We start from the raw sequence: 18,541 nt of genomic DNA on the forward strand, positions 1-18,541 counted from the left end.
TAAAGGATTTTAGATGACTAATAGCGTTCGCCATGATTGGCAACTTGATGAGATTGAAGCACTATTTAACCAACCGTTTAACAATTTGATGTTTCAGGCTCAAACGGTTCATCGTCAGAATTTTGATCCAAACAGTGTACAAATCAGTACGCTGTTATCAATCAAGACCGGCGCTTGCCCTGAAGATTGTAAGTATTGCCCACAGAGTGCACGCTATACAACGGGTATTGAGAAAGAACGCTTGATGCAAGTCGAAACTGTGCTTAAACGTGCAGCTGAAGCAAGAGATAATGGTGCGAGTCGTTTCTGTATGGGGGCAGCTTGGAAAAACCCACATAAGCGTGATATGCCGTATTTAATTGATATGGTTAAAGGTGTTAAAGCAATGGGACTTGAAACTTGCATGACGTTAGGCATGTTAGCGCCGGAACAAGCGCAATCTCTTTCTGCTGCGGGCTTAGACTATTACAACCATAACTTAGATACGTCAGAAGAATACTACGAACAGATTATTACCACGCGTACCTACCAAGATCGTTTAAACACCTTAGACCATGTTCGTGAAGCAGGTATGAAAGTATGTTCTGGTGGGATCGTTGGGATGGGTGAGCAACAACTTGATCGAATCGGTTTGCTTAGGTCACTTGCTAATTTACCACATCACCCAGAAAGTGTGCCAATTAACATGTTAGTTAAAGTGGCGGGTACACCGCTGGAAGATACGCCAGATTTAGACGAATTAGAGTTTGTACGTACCATTGCGACAGCACGTATCTTAATGCCTAAATCTTATGTGCGTTTATCGGCTGGTCGTGAAGCGATGAGTGAACAAACACAAACATTATGTTTCATGGCAGGCGCAAACTCTATTTTCTACGGTTGTAAGTTGTTAACAACGGACAACCCAGATGAAGACAGTGATAAGCGTCTGTTTAGAAAACTTGGCTTACAACCTGCGCGTATTCGCGAAGCCAGTGACGAAGCACAATCAGCGCAGTTACTTGATGAAATAGCAGAGCAGGCATCACCGTCACTGTTTTATGATGCGACAGCTGTTAATACAAAAAATGTTGGCGCGACGAGTGCTACACATTAATGGCGTTTGAATTTATTACACAAGCATTACGCCAGCAGCAAGTAAATTCCTTGTTACGCACGCGGGCGATCAGTAATGGTGCTATTAATTTTTCTGCGAATGATTATTTAGGGTTATCGACACATCCAGAGCTAATCAGTGCGTGGCAGAGTGGGGCAAACGAATATGGCGTTGGTAGCGGCGGCTCTTTTTTAGTCACAGGTTATACTAACGCTCATGCCGCACTGGAAGGAAATTTAGCTGAAATAACAGGGTATGAATCTAGTCTACTATTTAATTCAGGCTACACTGCCAATCAAGCGTTAATCAAGGCCTTGTTAGGTAAAAATGATTTATTGGTTCAGGATAAACTAAATCATGCTTCGTTAATTGAAGCGGGTGTTTATTCGCCTGCTACCATGAAACGTTTTAAACATAACGACTGTGAGCATCTTGCTCAAATCTTGACTCAAAACCGCCATCAACATACGAATTCACTTGTGGTGACTGAAGGTGTGTTTAGCATGGATGGTGATAAGTCTAATTTACATGCGATTAGTCAGCAATGTAAAATGCATGACAGCTGGTTGTTAGTTGATGATGCTCATGGTTTTGGTGCTCTTCCAAAGGGACAAAATAGCCTAAAGCAGCATAGCTTATTAGCCCATGATGTTGATTTATATATGGCGACTTTTGGAAAGGCGGTTGGTGTATCGGGCGCATTTGTTGCTGCTTCCAAAGACGTTATCGAATACCTGGTTAATTTTTCAAAACCGTATATTTACTCGACAGCTATGCCAGCGGCTATGGCGGTATGTATTGATAAAGCCTTGACGATCATGGCAACAGAAACATGGCGTGTTGCACATTTAAGTCAACTTATTACTTATTTTAAACAGCAATGTTTTTTACGTAATATCACCTTAATGCCATCTGATACAGCCATTCAACCACTCATTATTGGTGATGCAAATAAAGCAATGAAGATCAGTCAATATCTAGCGAGCAAAGGTTTGTTAGTAAAAGCCATTCGACCGCCGACGGTGCCGGCAGGTTCATCTCGTTTGCGTATTGCCCTATCAGCCAGTCATCGTATTGAAGATATTGATTTATTACTGAACTGTCTAAAGGATGCGCTAGATGATAGTACAAGGGGGCTGCATGATTGATAAAAATGCTGTTGCACGTTGTTTTGGTAAAGCGGCTGCGAGTTATGACCAACATGCACTATTACAGCGATTATCCAGCGATAAGTTATTGCAGTACTTACCTGTGGTGCCGGATATGATGAGCCCCTATATGACGACTGTCGATCTTGGCTGTGGTAGCGGGGCATTATTACCAACATTAGCGGAGTGTAGTGAAAAGTTGATTGCGGTTGATTTATCTTTTGGCATGCTTTCTCACGCCCAAGAGCATCATCAATTAACCACACCTACTTATTGGCTTAATGGTGATGCGGAGGCGCTACCATTAAAGTCTAATAGCATTGACTTGTGTGTCTCTAATTTAGCATTGCAGTGGTGCGATGATTTAGCTACGCCGTTACTTGAAACATCGCGTTGCTTAAAACGAGGAGGCTTGATGTTATTCAGTACCTTAGTCGCGGGCAGTCTTGATGAACTGACACAATCATGGATAACCGTGAATGCGCATCGTCATGTAAATCGTTTTTTGTCTGAAGGTGAAATTAAAGCAGCGCTATTAAAATCGGGTTTGACTGTTGAGAGTTTTCAAATTGAAACTCAAACGATGCATTACTCAAGTGTTAAAAAAGTCATGTTAAGTTTAAAAGGCATTGGTGCTAACCATGTACATAACAAAGACGCGAAACCCACAACGCAGGGTGAGCTGAGGGCATTCAAATCTAATTATGAAAAGCGACGTGATAACCAAGGCTTGTTACCGCTTAGCTATAAGCTGGCTTACTGCTTATTGCGTAAACGTTAATATACCTGAACTAAAGACATTTTAATTTTAAACACGCTCATTTAAAACAAAGCAAGAAAGGCATCAATGACAAATCATAGGAAAAAAGTATTTATTACCGGTACTGATACGGACGTTGGTAAGACGGTGATTAGTTGTGCGATCCTTGAATACGCCAATAATTTAGGTTTTAAAACTGTGGGGTTAAAGCCTATTTCTGCCGGTTGTGAATTAACCTCTGTGGGTTTACGTAATGAAGATGCCTTGTTGTTACAGCAACATGCATCACATAACCTAGATTACGATATCATCAATCCCATTGCTTATCAGGAACCGATTGCACCGCATATCGCAGCACAGAAAAAAGGTGAGTTTATTGATCTCACGTTAGTAGATACTGCTCTCACTAAGGTGCCGGATGATATCGATTTTACCGTTATTGAAGGTGCTGGAGGCTGGCATCTTCCTGTTGATAGCAGTTACTATTTTTCCTCTTGGGTAGCTGAAAATAAGTTAGATGTTATTCTTGTAGTAGGGGTTAAGTTAGGTTGTTTGAATCATGCGATACTATCAGCGCAAGCGATTCAACATTCAGGCGCTAATTTTGTTGGTTGGGTTGCGAACAGTTTGACGGCCGATATTGCTAATTATGATGAAATGATAGAAACATTAACGGTGGCATTACCTGCTCCGCTAATGGGAAAAATGCCTTATTTGTCATCAATTGAAGATAAACAGGAAAAATCAGCCAACTATTTGGATTTAACTTCTTATTTAGCGTTGTAAAGGATAATATACTTAGCCATAAATACTCTATTAAATTTCAATGAAACGTTACATTTCGCAGTGGGTACTTTTATCGTATGTCTATGTTAAGTGGAGCAAGGAGTACGTGTAATAATTAAAGGGTGTACAACGCGTGGCTAAGATTGTTTTAAAGCAAGAAGATAAATTATCATTTAAACTTAATCACCTTATCCCACAAGGTGGTTATCGTCGTGTTGATGTGTATTTTTTATTACCTAATGAGATGGGAATCAATCCGCAGACATTGACGGAAGAAGATTATTTCTATCGTGGAATTCAAGGTAAGCGCGCGTATTATTCTGAAGGTTTACACCTCCCGTTAGTACAAAGCCGTTTTGCAAGTCGTATGAAACGTTCTCCAGACGAATATCGCGTTAACTTAAATCTATTTGCTTATCAATTTGCTAAAGCCTTCGAAAAAGATATTAGTAATATTCAACAGCAAATCGAACCGCAATTATTCTATTCTGCGTTAATTGAGCTTAATGATGTCGCAAAATCAATTATTAAGAAGTTTCGTCGTAATGCCCCAGCAGATGAAAAATTAAAAGCTTACTTCAATAATGTGGACAATTATTTGTCATGGTTTAGTGAACAATGCTGCTATAAGGCTTTATCAAAACGGAAAAAGAGTAATGAATTTCTTGATGAACGGGCTGAAATCATAGGTTTCTGTCGTGGTGAAGCTAAGTACCGTTTAGAAAATGGCTATAACTCAGCAAATACTTTATTAGACCCGAATCGAATTGCGAATAAAATGCGTTTATTACGTCGTTTGATTGAACATGGCGTGATTTTTAAAGAAGCAACTCAGCAATTGGGTAAACATCAACAAAAAATCGTAAAAGGTACAGCAACGTCACTCGTGATGGTGATTGTATTAAGCATGATCTTTTTTGCTCAAGGTGAATTGAAAGGTTTAACCTATGCTTTAATTGCTGTGTTATCGGTCATTTATGGTTTCAGGGAGATCTTTAAAGATGAATTTAATAACACGTTATGGCGTTGGATCCGTAAGGGGCGCCCAAAATGGTCAAGAAATCTAATTGACACATCAAATAAACAAATTATTTCCAAGCAGCGTATATGGCTGGACTACATTAAACAGAGTAAATTACCAATTGTTGTACGTGACGTATTATATCGTCGTCGTCCGCAAAACAAGCAAGAATCAATTCTATTACACTATCGCCTTGATACTCGAGTAAGTCACAAAGGTTTCCAAGCGGGCTATGATCGTATGCAAGAGCAGATCTATTTTAGTGTGCGTCCACTTATTCGTTATTTAGAGCGTGGAACTGGTGCAGTCTATACAGAACATGATAGTAAAATCAGTAAAGAAGCGATTGAAAGGCGTTATCAAGTCAACGTAGTTGTCGGGTTAAAGGATGATAGTGCTAAAGTCCTTTACCAGCGCCATAAAATAACAGTTAATCGATCTGGTATTCTTGATATTGAAGCTGCTGATATATTTAGTGAGATCCTTTAACCATTAAGTGATATTTATGAAAGCATTAAATCTATTGATAAGATAAAGCCTTTGTGAGAATTTAATCAAACGTTTGAATTATTATGATACTAAGCTCTTATTTTTGAATTAACCTTGTTGCGAATATGTTGCCTGTATGGAATATTTGTTATACGTTTTCTGATTTTTTAATTTCAATCTTTAAACTATCTGTAATGATGAATAAAAGCAAAGGAGTGCTGGCAATGGACGGACAAGGGGATGTTATTGGTGGTTGGCTTGTTGCGCTCTATAAAGCCTTACAATGGAAAGGTATAGAACCTCTCGAACTGCTATCTAAATCAGACATTAACATGAATGAAATTACACATGTAGGCAGCCGTGTGCCGGTTAGTCTGTGTAATAAACTCTTCGATCAATCTGTAGTGTTAACAGATGATCCATTATTACCAATCAAAGTTAGCCAATGTATTGTCGCGACAACATTTCACGCACTTGGTTATGCATTACAAGCATCCTCGTCTTTACAAGATGCATTTACCCGTCTAGTTCATTATGACCATGTTTTGAGTAGTACATGCCGCATTAATTTAAGCGAGGATGAAACGTATTGTTACCTTGCGTTAAACCTGAATGAGACCGAAAGTGATATTAATCGTATTGGCGACCAACTTGAATTAACCATGCTGCTGTCCATCATCAAAATATGTCGTGATCTTTCTAATCCAGGCTTTGCACCAACTAAGATATACACGACTGTCGACAGTCGTTGTCGTGAACAATTTGAAGCCCATACTGGATGTTCGATTGAATTTAATTCGAGTAAATCTATGCTGGTCATGGATCGTGAACTGTTATCAAAACGTCTTCCTAATTTTGCGCCTGATCTCATGTTATTAAGTGATCAGGCGGCAGATGATTATCTCGCAGGGCTGACGAGTAATAATGTTGTAAGTAAAGTACGTTCAGAAGTCGTTTCACGGATGGCGACTGGCATACCAAATATTGACCTGGTGGCTGAAAAATTAAATTTCAGTCAGCGTAGCTTACAGCGAAAATTGAATGATTCAGGGACGAGTTATAAGGACTTAGTTGAAAATATTCGTCAAACCATAGCCGAGCAACACCTAAATCAAAACCTCTTATCTTTGGGGGAAATAAGTTATTTATTGGGCTTTTCTAATGTGGCCAATTTTTCTCGTGCTTTTAAGCGCTGGAAAGGGGTCACACCAGGTGCATATCGAGGAGAACATTATCATTCGTAAATAGTTGTTGGTTCGCAACTGTTGAATTTTTTATATCAAGTGGAGGCGTATAGCCACTTGATTGCAAATTTGGGGGTCTTAGTGAAAAGACGTCGTAAACTTAAGGGATTAGGGAGTACAAATGCCAAATATGGATAAAAAATTGTTGGCGCTATTATGTACATTAAGTTTACCAGTACATAGTGCAGGCGAGGAGCAAGTGTTAAACACAGCAAACGATTATGTAGATAATAATGTGCTATTGGTCGCAGCTGAAATGAATAATCTTGCAGAGAAAAGTGTTTTTTTAGAAATTGATAATTATGCTAATCGACAAATATTAGTTGGTGAGTACGGCCGTATTTTGGTTCGAGAAAATAGTGATTCCACTTGGCTTCAGGCTAATGTTCCCGTGCAAACGACGATAACCGCTGTAGACTTTATTGATGGTCAAGTTGCTTGGGCGGTGGGGCATCAAGGTGTCATATTAAAAACAACGGATGGTGGTCATAATTGGAGTAAGGTTTTTGATGGTCTTCAATTAACGAGCCTGCTTAAATCAAGTTTAGAAACTCAAGTTGTAACGTTAACTGCTGCATTTGAACAGGCCGAAGCTGCGAGCCTAGATGAAGATATGTTGGATGAACTTGAAATGCAACTTGATGATACGTTGTATAAATTAGAAGATTTAACGATTAATTCGGGCATTGAAATTTCATTCTTTGATGTGCTATTTAGTACGGCTGATTATGGTCTCGTTATTGGTGCTTATGGTGCAATGTTAGAGACTAAAGATGGCGGTAATAGCTGGGAATATATTGGTTTTAAAGTGCCGAATCCTGAAGGTTTCCATCTTAATGCATTAACAACAGATGCAGAAAATAATATTTATGTTATTGGTGAGGCCGGTCTTGGTATTGCAACATCAGATCAAGGTCAAACTTGGCGTTCATTAGATATTGATTATCTGGGGTCATTATTTGGTATCGAAGTGCAAGGAAAGACACTCTATAGTTATGGATTGCGTGGCAACATGTTTGTTTCGAAAAACCAAGGAGAAACTTGGAAACACCTTGATACAGGGGTGACAAATCATATATTTTCTGCTGATTGGCTAAATAACAAGGAACTGTTATTAGTGGGTGCTGGTGGCCTAAAACTCGTTTATGACGGACATGTCTTTAATGATATTTCAAAATCTAATCAACGTATTGATATTACATCAGTTAAAATAATTGATGGGAATGTTGTTACAACGGGTCTTCGTGGTTGGCAAAGTAGTCTGAAAAATGAATTAGTACAGGGAGGTCTAAAATAACATGGAAAAACTTACTATTTGGATCGAAAAACAGTTATTTGGTTTTAAATATGTGGTGTTTGCATTCATCGTATTGCTCACTGCTTTTTTAGCTTATAACGCAAGTTTAGTGAGACCGAGTGCATCATTCGAAAAGATGATCCCAGTACAGCATGAATATATTCAAAATTATTTAAATTATAAACAAGAGTTGGCCAGTTTAGGCAATAGCGTCCGTGTTGTTATTGAAAATGAAAAAGGCGATATCTTTAATGCCAAATTTCAAGACCAGATGCGCGCATTGAACGATGAATTGTTTTTTATTTCGGGTGTAGATCGCTCTGGGATGAAATCAATTTGGACCTCAAATGTAACTTGGGCAGAAGTAACTGAAGATGGTTTTGTTGGTGGTACCGTTATACCAAGCGATTATGATGGTAGCCAGCGTACGCTAGACAGATTACGTCGTAATGTGATGCTATCAGGGCAAGTTGGTTATTTGGTTGGTGATGATTTTAAATCAGCGGTATTCTTATTACCTTTAATGAGCGTCAACCCAGATACAGGCAAGGCATTAGATTACGATCAATTATCAAATACGTTAGAAGACATACGTAGTAAATATGAAGTAGGCGGCGTTAAAGTACATATAACTGGATTTGCTAAGGTTGTTGGTGATCTTATTGCTGGTGCTGCAGAAGTCGTTATCTTCTTTATCACCGCCATTATCATTACTTTCGCTTTACTATATCTTTATAGTCGTTGCTTAAGAAGCACGATAGTGACGGTTACTTGCGCACTGGTTGCGGTTATTTGGCAATTAGGATTACTTAACTTATTAGGGCAGGGCCTAGATCCTTACTCTATGTTAGTGCCATTTTTGGTATTTGCGATTGCGGTGAGCCATGGTGTTCAGTTAATTAGTGCAATCGGTCAACATATGGCTGCTGGCAATAAAGCAGAGCAAGCTGCGCGTCTTGCGTTTAGAGCACTCGCAATTCCAGGTCTGATTGCATTGCTAAGTGATGGTCTTGGTTTTATTACCTTGAATGTGATTGAAATTCAGGTTATTCAAGATTTGGCCACTGCAGCGAGTGTGGGTGTTGCGGTTATTTTGTTAACTAACTTAGTGCTGTTACCCATTTTAATGTCTTGGACAGGAGTGTCTCCTGCGGGCATTAAATATTTGCTGGCTGAACAATCAAAAACGCCTCTAATTGTCACTGTATTTAGCCGTTTTGCTGACGCTAAATGGGCTAAGTCTGCATTAATGTTCGGTGTGTTTTGTCTTGCTGTTGGTTTGTACCAAGGCCAATCATTAAAAATTGGTGATCTCGATGCTGGCGCGCCTGAGTTACGTGCAGACAGTCGCTATAATTTAGATAATGCGTATGTTGCAAACAATTATCAAGCGAGCACTGACATTATGGTGTTAATGGTCGAGACACCCGCTGAACAATGTAGTAGTTACCATACATTGAATGCAGTAAATCAATTACAAGCACATGTTGAAGGTATTCCTGGTGTGCAATCAACGCTTTCTGTGGCGACGATTGCTAAAAAGGCCATTGTGGGTATGAATGAAGGTAATCCAAAATGGCAAGGATTAAGCCCTAATCAATTAGTACTAAATGCTGCCGTAGGTCGTGCGCCTGCTGCGTTTATGAATAATACGTGTAGCATGTTACCGCTTATTATCTATCTTGATGATCATAAAGCAAATACACTCGAAACAGTGATTGCTGATATCACCACTTATACAGCAGCGAATAAAACTGAAGGTGTTAACTTTGCGCTTGCGGCTGGTAACGCGGGTATTGAAGCGGCCACAAACAGTGTGATTGAAAAAGCACAATATCAAATGTTGATGTGGGTATATGGTGTGGTTGGGTTGCTTTGTTTCCTCACATTCCGCTCAGTCAAAACACTCATATGTATTATTTTACCGTTAGCACTGACTTCTATTTTAGGGCAAGCGTTAATGGCCACTTTAGGTATTGGCGTTAAAGTTGCGACATTGCCAGTCATTGCATTAGGTGTGGGAATTGGTGTGGACTATGGTATCTATATCTATAGTCAGTTATCAGCACGTTTAAAAATGGGTTATAACTTACAAGACGCTTATAAATACGCATTATCAAGTACAGGTAAAGCGGTTGCATTTACTGGTATTACCTTAGCGATTGGTGTATGTACTTGGGTATTGTCACCCATTAAATTTCAAGCTGACATGGGCTTAATGCTTACTTTCATGTTTATCTGGAATATGATTGGTGCTTTATGTTTCCTACCTGCGCTAGCATGGTTGTTAAATATTGGCGGTAAGACTCAAGTCGTAACACAAGTCACCCGCTAGAATAGAGGGGGATAAAAATAACGAGGCGTAAACTTATGCTCGTTATTTTCATTGACTTAATCATTATTATTTAAAAGGCTGCTCCATTTGGGGCAGCCTTTTTATTTATATGGTTAAAAAATAGTTATTATGAGGTTCTATGCATTGAAAGTTTGCTGTTTTAGTTAACCTAGGTTTAAAATGATCACCTATCTCAATAACAAGACAGTTTTCATGGATCAACAGCGTACAGCTTGGCAAACGGTTAAGCGATTTTCTATATATGTTCTCGACTTAAAAACCACCTTAGGTTTTGGTATCCTCGCTATGTTTGGTTACGGAATTGTCGATGCAACATTACTTAATATTCTACAGCCGCTTGTCGATGATGGCTTTAACGCCGAAACGTCAGCATTCTTAAAGTGGATGCCACTCTTTGTTGTCGGTATGGTTTGTTTACGTGGTTTAGCTTCATTTGGTTCAAGCTATTGCATGGCGAAAGCGGGCCATACCGTAGTCATGCGTTTACAGCGTCAGTTATTTGATCATCTTATGCATTTACCTGTGAGCTTCTTTGATAAAACGCCATCCGGTGAATTAGTATCAAAAATTATCTATGATTCCAGCCAAGTTTCAGGCGCTGCATCTAAAACAATCGTAAACGTGTTCCGTAGTGGTGCGTTTATTCTTGGTTTGCTGATTTGGATGTTCTACCAAAGCTGGCAGTTATCCCTTGTTTTATTATTTATTGCTCCACTGGTCGGTATCATTATTGGTACTGTGAGTCGTCGTTTTCGTGTGATCAGTCGACGCCTCCAGCAAGCAATGGGTAATGTGTCATCAACAGCGCAGCAAATGTTGCATGGTCATAAAGACGTATTAATGTCAGCAGGACATGAAACAGAGCGTGAACGTTTTGGCACTGTGAGTAACCATATTCGTCAGCAACAAATGAAAATGGCGACAACCAGTGCAGCAAGTAATGCGCTAGTACAGATCGTGGCTTCATTTGCACTTGGTGTTGTTTTATATCTTGCGTCTTTTGAGTCCATTCGTGCGGAACTTACGCCTGGTAAATTCGTGGCTATTGTCGGTTCTATGATGGCGTTATTACGTCCATTACGTGATATCACTAACGTAAACTCTGAAATACAAAAAGCAATTTCGGCCTGTAACAGCTTATTTGATATTCTTGATCTTCAAGCAGAGAAAAATACAGGTACTTATATACCGGAACGTGTTGCTGGTAAAATTACCTTCTCAAATGTTGATTTTACTTACCCAACAGCGAGTTCGCGTTTGATTGAGAATATGAACTTTACCGCACAACCCGGTGAGATGATCGCTCTTGTTGGTCGCTCGGGTAGTGGTAAATCAACATTGGCCAGCTTAATTACGCGTTTTTATGAAATAGAGAAAGGCCAGATTAGTATTGATGATATGCCTCTTCATGACTACGAATTGAAATCGTTACGTAACCAGATTGCCTTAGTATCGCAAAATGTACATTTATTTAATGATTCGATCGCCGCTAATATTGCTTATGGCCGCATTAACGAAGTGACACGTGAAGAGATTATTGAGGCCGCGACTAAAGCCAATGCATTAGAGTTTATTGAAGGATTTGACAATGGCTTTGATACTATAGTTGGTGAAAATGGTGCAATGTTATCGGGTGGTCAACGTCAACGTCTGGCCATTGCACGAGCATTGCTACAAGATGCTCCCATTTTAATTCTCGATGAAGCAACGTCTGCACTGGATGCTGAATCTGAGAAGAAGGTGCAGCAAGCACTGGAAACGTTACAAAAAGATAGAACGTCATTAGTGATAGCTCACCGCTTATCAACGATTGAAGCAGCAGACCGAATTTTAGTAATTGAAAATGGCTCTATTATTGAAAGTGGCTCACATAGCGAATTACTTGCTAAAGGTGAACATTACGCACAATTACACCGTTTACAACTTGGTGGCTAAATAGGACTCAGTGTGAAAATAGAAGAGGATGTTTGGTATGGTAACCATTGGGCTAAATGGTTACTTGCGCCGTTAAGTGTTACTTTTGCAGCCATTACAGGCTGTCGTCGCGCGTTATTTAAATCGGGTATTAAAGCCAGTATCAAACCTTCAGTACCGACGATAGTTGTTGGTAATATCACGGTTGGTGGTACTGGTAAAACGCCGCTTGTTGTATATTTGTGTGAGCAACTGACCGCTGCGGGTTATAAGCCTGGTATTATTAGCCGAGGTTACGGATCTAAAGCACCCCAATATCCTTATATTGTTACTGATGAGTCGCCTGTTGAGCAAAGTGGTGATGAGCCGTTTATGTTACAGCAACGTACGCAGTGTCCTTTGGTGATTAGTCCTGTACGTGTCGAGGCAGCTGCGCATTTGTTAGCTAATTTTGATGTCGATGTTATTATTACTGATGACGGGTTACAGCATTATGCCATGCAAAGAGATATAGAATTAATTGTGATTGACGGTAAACGTCGCCTTGGCAATGGTCATTTATTACCAATGGGACCGTTACGAGAAGGGGCTTGGCGTTTAAAAACGGCCGATTTTGTTGTTTGTAATGGTGGTAATGGGTTAACTGGGGAAGCGAATATGCGCCTCGTTGCAGCACCATTACGTAAAGTAGCAAATAATGAGTTGGTGATATCGGATAAATCTAAATCTATGGTTGCAATTGCCGGCATTGGTAATCCCCAGCGTTTTTATACTACATTAGATAAACACGATTATGTGATTGAAGAACATCTTTCATTTCCTGATCATCATGCCTTTACTGCCGTTGAGATTGAACAGTTTGCAGCAGGGCGAACCGTTATTATGACCGAAAAAGATGCTGTAAAGTGTCAATCTTTTGCTCAAGATAATTGGTATTATTTACCGGTAAACGCAAGTTTAAATAGCGATTTTTTACCGACGTTATTATTAAAATTAAAGGAATTAACTCATGACTCTGGATCATAACTTACTTGAAATTATTGCTTGTCCTGTTTGTAAGGGAAAATTGCACTACGACAAAAGCAGCAATGAACTTATTTGCAATGCAGATCGTCTTGCTTATCCAATTACGGAAGGTATTCCAGTACTACTTGAGGTTAAGGCGCGTCAGTTAAGTAGTGAAGAGTTAGCTAAATGAGTTTTATTGTCATCATCCCATCACGCTATCAATCTAGCCGCTTACCCGGTAAGCCGCTCGTTGATATTTGTGGTAAAACAATGATCCAACGTGTTGCTGAACAAGCTATGCAAAGTGGTGCTTCACGTGTTGTGGTTGCTACTGATGATGCGCGTATTGAACAGGTCGTTACTGCTTTAGGTTATGAAGTCTGTATGACTTCACCTACGCATAACTCTGGCACAGAGCGTTTAGCTGAGGTATGTAGTAAGTTAGGTTTTAATGATGATGATATTATTGTCAATGTGCAAGGTGATGAACCACTAATTCCACCGCGTATTATTGAGCAAGTAGCGACTAACCTTGGTAAACAAAATGAAGCACGTATGGCGACATTGTCTGTTGCTATTACAGATGTGGAAGAAGTCTTTAACCCTAATGCGGTTAAAGTTGTCACAGACAAGCAAGGTTATGCTTTGTATTTCAGCCGTGCGCCGATTCCGTATCATCGTGATAATTTTATGCATGCGCCAGTGACAGAGATTAAGCCTGTGTACCAACGTCATATAGGTATCTACGCATACCGTGCTGGTTTTATTCGTGATTACGTTCAGTGGGCGGAGACAGAATTAGAGCAGATAGAATCGTTAGAGCAATTACGTGTACTTTGGCATGGTGAAAAAATTCATGTTGAAGAAGCGCTTGAAGCACCCGCTGCAGGCATTGATACACCAGAGGATCTTGTTGTTGTACGTAACATTGTAAGTGGTTGATTGTTTACGAATAAAACAAGCTGCTTTAGTCGATTAAGTAATGTAAAACATCTTTTTCAATAAGCATTTGGTAGCATGTAAAGCACTTAGCGTGGAAACGTTCGGTGCTTTTTAAGGTGTTTAAGATCTTGATAGGTAATGGAATCTAGCTCGCTATGTAGCTGTAAAAATTGCTCTAATTTTATTAAAGAGTAGGGAGATAAACTTTTTGGGTGCCCCATTATATTAAATATACTATCTTGATCTGCTTGTTCTAGATGTTCTTGGAATGCCTTCTCGAGTTGTCCAGCTTTGGAACCATCAATCATGACTGGCCCGTAAGTTGTTTTTGTTAATCGCTCAATATAATAACTGCGTTTTGCGATCATTGCTTGCCCGTCGCCAAAGGAACTAAATAGGCGGCTGGGGAGTTTTTTGCGAAGTGCGAGCTTCCAAAAAAATAGAGGTGATGTTTTAGTTGCACTGATGGGAAGTTCGGTAAAATAACCGTCTTGTTGTTGTTTTAAAGGGTCATTATCAAAGTACCAATAAGCTTGCTTAGGTATGGTATTAAAATTAAACCAACGGCTTGGTTCGTCTGAATGCCCTTGAGAAAACACTGTACTGTCTAACCAAATGTCATTCGCTTTTAACGCTGATTTGATTTGCTCAAAGGGTTGTAAGCACCAACCTCCAGCTCGAAAAGCGAATACAGCTTGTTCACTGCATGATTCAAGTTCTTGTTTATATGTTTTTACTATATCGTTGATTTCTTTTGGGTTAAAATCATGCAAACGATAGCGTTCAGTATTAATTACCCAAGTATTACCATTATAATAGCTATCCTGCCAATGAGGGTGAATATGAAGCTGTATATCATGGCCTTGCGATGAAAGTGATTTTAATTGTGTTTTAATCGTTTGATATTGTTTTTCTAAAACTGGAAAGTCAAAAGATTGCGCTTTTAGCTTAACCAAAAATCCTGCATCAACAAATAAGCTTACTTTACAATTATACTTATTCAATAACTGAAGTAACAGTTGTGTTGGGTTAATCATACAGTTTTCAATACTGCCAGTATTATCACCAAAAAAAAGCTCATAATCTAAACTGAGTATTAATTTGACTTGAACTTTTTCCATTAACTCACTCCCGTTAAAAAAAGTGACTTATTAGCTATTTAGGCCATAAAATTCTATAGGGTTGATAGGCCGCTATATTACACTTGATGATTACGACGAGTGAATCCAAAACCTAAAAGTGCTAAGCCTAATAGTGCAGCACCTGCAGGTGCTGAAACCGCTGTTGCAGAGAAGGTATTATTACCTAGCATGCTACTGTAAGCCCAATGAAAGGGAGTTGTTTCATAACCAGCCTTTGAAACAAAACCAGTCCCTTCAATGATAGCTACGCTACCAACAACAGTATTAATAGTAATAGCAGCAAGGTCAAATTCAAATCCTCCAACATGCCATAAATCAATAGTTGGAACTATGGTGGGGAGATCCGAAAATATGACGGTATCACCTGGTGTAACATCAGGAATAAAGTTACCTGTTACCGCATCAATTTCAAAGGTAGAGAACATTAATGACGTTACTGCTGAACCATCATCAGTTGTCGTTGATAGACCGGTGAAGTCTATTTTACCTTCAAGTAACATTGCAGATGTTGTCGTGCTTGTTAATAAAAATAACACTGTTAGTAGAGATATAAACTTTCTCATGGTTATCGCCTTAAAAATATGTATATTCAATATAAAGCACATTCCACACCAACTTTAATATGATTTTATTTTCAATGTGTTAAATATATACAGCATGATTACTTGAAACTTATGTAAATTATTTCGACAGTTATCCTTTACTTACCTTTTCTAAATGCTGTTGAATGCTTTTATCATTAGGTAATAATTTACTGGCTTGTTCGATTAATGCTTTTCCTCGGTCTTTATCGCCATTATGAAATAATATCCAACCATAAGTATCTAGAATAGCCGCATTATTAGGTTTTAATTTATAGGCTCGCTCAGCAAAAGAAAGAGCCTGTGGAATACCAGCTTCAAAAGAAAGCCAAGCGGTATTGTTTAAGCTGATTATCTCATTTGGTGCTTTTTGTAATATTGAATTATAGATGGCAATAGCTTGCTTATTTTCACCTCGTTCCTGCAAGTAAATAGCCTTATACCGAGTTGGTATCAGGCTTTCAGGAAATGCGTTTTGCCATTCATCAAGGAACGCGAACGCTTTTTCTGAGTTATTAGTTTTTAATTGTAAATATAATTGCTCAGCGACGTTTCTATCTTTTACTTTATTCCAGTATGAATGTAATAGCTTTATCGCCTTATTTTTTTCTCCTTTGGCATTTAATATATACGAATGGAGTACTGTTGCTAATGAATTATTGGGTAGTAATTGGTTTATTTTTTCAGTTAGGTTTTGGGCTTCATTATATTGACCTGAAGCAATCTCTATGTGTGTTAATAAACTGAGGAGGCGAATATTATTTTCAGAAATGTTAGTTGTTGAAATGACTATTTCTCTCGCTTTTAAATAATTATTTTCTATGAAAGCGGTACGTGCTCTCAATAAAGCAACTTGTACCGTTAATTCATCATGGTTTACTTGGTATTTTTTAGGCAGCTCATTGTTTGCTTCTTTTGCATAATTATCAGCTAAATCAAGCCTATTTTGTCGTAGGCTTAAATGGGCTAAGGTGAGTGCTAATACGCTAGCGTTATAATTTTCGGGAAGGTAATCTGCTGCCTTCAAAGGATCTTTTTGTAATCGAATTAAGCTCAGTACGGCCCTTTTATAGGCTGTTAATTCAGTGGGGTAAAACTTAATAATGTCGTTATAGTTATTTAAAGATAACTGCCAGTCTCTATTTATATCATTGATTTTTGCCATGGTATAAAGTGCTTGGATATTATCATTCTCTGATATCAAAATATTTTCTATTATCTGTATTGCCTTATGTAATCTCTGTTGATATACGTAGTAGCTCGCGACAATTAATTGTGTATTCGTATTTTTACTGTATGTTTCCTCTAAACTTGCAACGTAGTTATCTACTTGTGTTGTTTTATTAAGTGCAAGTAGTTGTCGAATGTACAATGCTTGTAATTTTGGGCTTTCTGGATTAGAAATTAAGCTTGAAGATAGGGATTGTAATGCCATCTCAGGTTGTGGTTCTGGTAAGTTGCTGTAATAAAGGAATGCAAGTAATGCAACACGCTCTGCCTGAGGGCTTAATGACATTGCTTTATCAAGACCTTTTTTGGCTTTGCCAAACTCTTTTTGCTGGATTGCTGCACTTATATAAAGAATCCATGTGTCCGTATCTCTACTTGTTTCAGGTATATATTGGAGTAGATCTAATACATGGTCAGATTTATTTTGTTGTAATAGGGTTTTGATATAAAGCTCTGTGAGTTTTGTTGGCGATACTTCTGGGTCAACAACATCTATGAGATACTTTTCGGCATTTTGTGGTTTACCTTCATTGTAAAGTATTAATCCCAATAAGGTGGTTGATTTTTTATGTCCAGGAGCCTCATCTAAAATTTCTAATAATACTTCTTTAGCCGCTGAGAACTCTTTATTTTTATATAAATCAAGTGCCTGAGTATATTGTAGAGATCGTGATTCTGCCATTGGGAATTCATCAGATAAAATACGTGTATATATCTTTGCTTCAGATAGTCGCCCTTGCTGTGTTAATACATGTGCCAAGCTCTGAAATATTTTAATTCGTTGTACTGTAAATATATCAGCATTTGGAAGGCTAGCGAGTGTTTGTGATAGTGCTTCTTCTGCATTATTAAGCTCATCCATATTGATATAAATTAGACTTTTTAAGAAAAGAGCTTCTGTGTTTTTAGGGGCTATTTCGATGATATTATCGATTATACTGATTGCATTAATTTCATTGCCTGAGATAAGTTCAATTTTGGCTAAGCCAAGCATGCTACCAACTTTGTAATCTGGATCTTCTAATAATTGGCTAAACGCTGTTTTGGCTTGTTTTAACTTATCGGTATGCAATAGTTGCTGTGCAACGGATAGTTGTAAACGTTGTGCTTGTATTGACAGTAATTGTTGTTGCTGTTCAATAAGTTTTTGTGCTGAAATCAATTTATTTGACATTTGGTAAGCATCCAGTAGTGCAAAATAGTACTCGACATTTTTACTGCCACTAAACGCCTCAAGTACTTTAATACTCTCTTTCGGATGCCCTGATTGTAGCTGTATTGACGCTAAAATAAGATAACCCTCAAGTCCGTTAGGTTCGGCATTAATTGCTTCGGTTGCGGCATTAAAAGCGGATTTGAATTGATGCCCATCGAGGTATGCTTTACTCTGTTGAATGTATATGTCTGGATCAGTGTTGCTCTTTAAATCAGTTGATTCGCTGCAACCTGCGAGTAGAATTACACCTGATAGTAATATTGCTGTGAAGACGCTTTCCATTTGAATATTAAGTTCAATTAATTTCATAC

At 38.6% G+C, this 18,541-nt stretch carries 14 protein-coding genes and 1 pseudogene; 12 read left to right on the forward strand and 3 right to left on the reverse strand.

Annotated features, from left to right (window positions below; translation table 11 throughout):
• Positions 1-13: 13 nt before the first annotated feature.
• From bioB to kdsB, 12 genes and pseudogenes are all read left to right on the forward strand, one after another.
• Positions 14-1,096 carry a biotin synthase BioB gene (gene bioB, locus BT797_RS07430; protein WP_075471537.1) on the forward strand — a complete coding sequence of 361 codons (1,083 nt, stop codon included), beginning with the start codon at positions 14-16 and terminating at the stop codon, positions 1,094-1,096.
• Positions 1,096-2,244: an 8-amino-7-oxononanoate synthase gene (locus tag BT797_RS07435; RefSeq protein ID WP_075471538.1), complete on the forward strand. Its 1,149-nt coding sequence runs from the start codon at positions 1,096-1,098 to the stop codon at positions 2,242-2,244. The genes bioB and BT797_RS07435 overlap by 1 nt, the downstream gene beginning before the upstream one ends.
• Positions 2,216-3,025 (forward strand): malonyl-ACP O-methyltransferase BioC, encoded by an 810-nt coding sequence (gene bioC / locus BT797_RS07440; protein WP_244893720.1) that lies wholly within the window; start codon positions 2,216-2,218, stop codon positions 3,023-3,025. Before BT797_RS07435 ends, bioC begins: the two co-directional genes overlap by 29 nt.
• A 66-nt stretch (positions 3,026-3,091) precedes the next feature.
• Positions 3,092-3,790, forward strand: coding sequence for a dethiobiotin synthase (gene bioD / locus BT797_RS07445; RefSeq protein ID WP_045110188.1), 699 nt, complete (start codon positions 3,092-3,094; stop codon positions 3,788-3,790).
• Between the two features lie 133 nt (positions 3,791-3,923).
• Entirely contained in the window at positions 3,924-5,300 is a 1,377-nt protein-coding gene (locus BT797_RS07450) for a hypothetical protein (protein ID WP_045110189.1), read from the forward strand.
• 224 nt (positions 5,301-5,524) lie between these two features.
• Positions 5,525-6,544 carry an AraC family transcriptional regulator gene (locus BT797_RS07455; RefSeq protein WP_045110190.1) on the forward strand — a complete coding sequence of 340 codons (1,020 nt, stop codon included), beginning with the start codon at positions 5,525-5,527 and terminating at the stop codon, positions 6,542-6,544.
• Between the two features lie 121 nt (positions 6,545-6,665).
• Entirely contained in the window at positions 6,666-7,841 is a 1,176-nt protein-coding gene (locus BT797_RS07460) for a WD40/YVTN/BNR-like repeat-containing protein (RefSeq protein ID WP_045110191.1), read from the forward strand.
• Position 7,842: 1 nt separating this feature from the next.
• A pseudogene (locus tag BT797_RS07465) lies at positions 7,843-10,207 on the forward strand (efflux RND transporter permease subunit).
• A 149-nt stretch (positions 10,208-10,356) separates the two neighbouring features.
• Positions 10,357-12,132, forward strand: a complete 1,776-nt coding sequence (gene msbA, locus BT797_RS07470) for a lipid A export permease/ATP-binding protein MsbA (RefSeq protein WP_045110193.1) — start codon at positions 10,357-10,359, stop codon at positions 12,130-12,132.
• Between the two features lie 12 nt (positions 12,133-12,144).
• Positions 12,145-13,137 (forward strand): tetraacyldisaccharide 4'-kinase, encoded by a 993-nt coding sequence (lpxK, locus tag BT797_RS07475; RefSeq protein WP_045110194.1) that lies wholly within the window; start codon positions 12,145-12,147, stop codon positions 13,135-13,137.
• On the forward strand, positions 13,121-13,309 hold the full coding sequence (locus tag BT797_RS07480; RefSeq protein ID WP_082276029.1) for a Trm112 family protein: 189 nt from the start codon (positions 13,121-13,123) through the stop codon (positions 13,307-13,309). The genes lpxK and BT797_RS07480 overlap by 17 nt, the downstream gene beginning before the upstream one ends.
• A complete protein-coding gene (gene kdsB / locus BT797_RS07485) occupies positions 13,306-14,061 on the forward strand; it encodes a 3-deoxy-manno-octulosonate cytidylyltransferase (protein WP_045110195.1) in 756 nt (251 codons plus the stop codon). The genes BT797_RS07480 and kdsB overlap by 4 nt, the downstream gene beginning before the upstream one ends.
• A gap of 86 nt (positions 14,062-14,147) precedes the next feature.
• Here the strand turns inward: kdsB and BT797_RS07490 are convergent, their stop codons facing one another.
• The 3 genes from BT797_RS07490 to BT797_RS07500 all read right to left on the reverse strand — a co-directional run bounded on the left by BT797_RS07490 (position 14,148) and on the right by BT797_RS07500 (position 18,539).
• Positions 14,148-15,182 (reverse strand): polysaccharide deacetylase family protein, encoded by a 1,035-nt coding sequence (locus BT797_RS07490; protein ID WP_045110196.1) that lies wholly within the window; start codon positions 15,180-15,182, stop codon positions 14,148-14,150.
• A gap of 77 nt (positions 15,183-15,259) precedes the next feature.
• On the reverse strand, positions 15,260-15,766 hold the full coding sequence (locus BT797_RS07495) for a hypothetical protein (protein WP_045110197.1): 507 nt from the start codon (positions 15,764-15,766) through the stop codon (positions 15,260-15,262).
• Positions 15,767-15,896: 130 nt separating this feature from the next.
• On the reverse strand, positions 15,897-18,539 hold the full coding sequence (locus tag BT797_RS07500; RefSeq protein WP_045110198.1) for a tetratricopeptide repeat protein: 2,643 nt from the start codon (positions 18,537-18,539) through the stop codon (positions 15,897-15,899).
• Between the last annotated feature and the right edge of the window lie 2 nt (positions 18,540-18,541).

Source organism: Moritella viscosa, assembly GCF_900120065.1.
Taxonomy (GTDB): domain Bacteria; phylum Pseudomonadota; class Gammaproteobacteria; order Enterobacterales; family Moritellaceae; genus Moritella; species Moritella viscosa.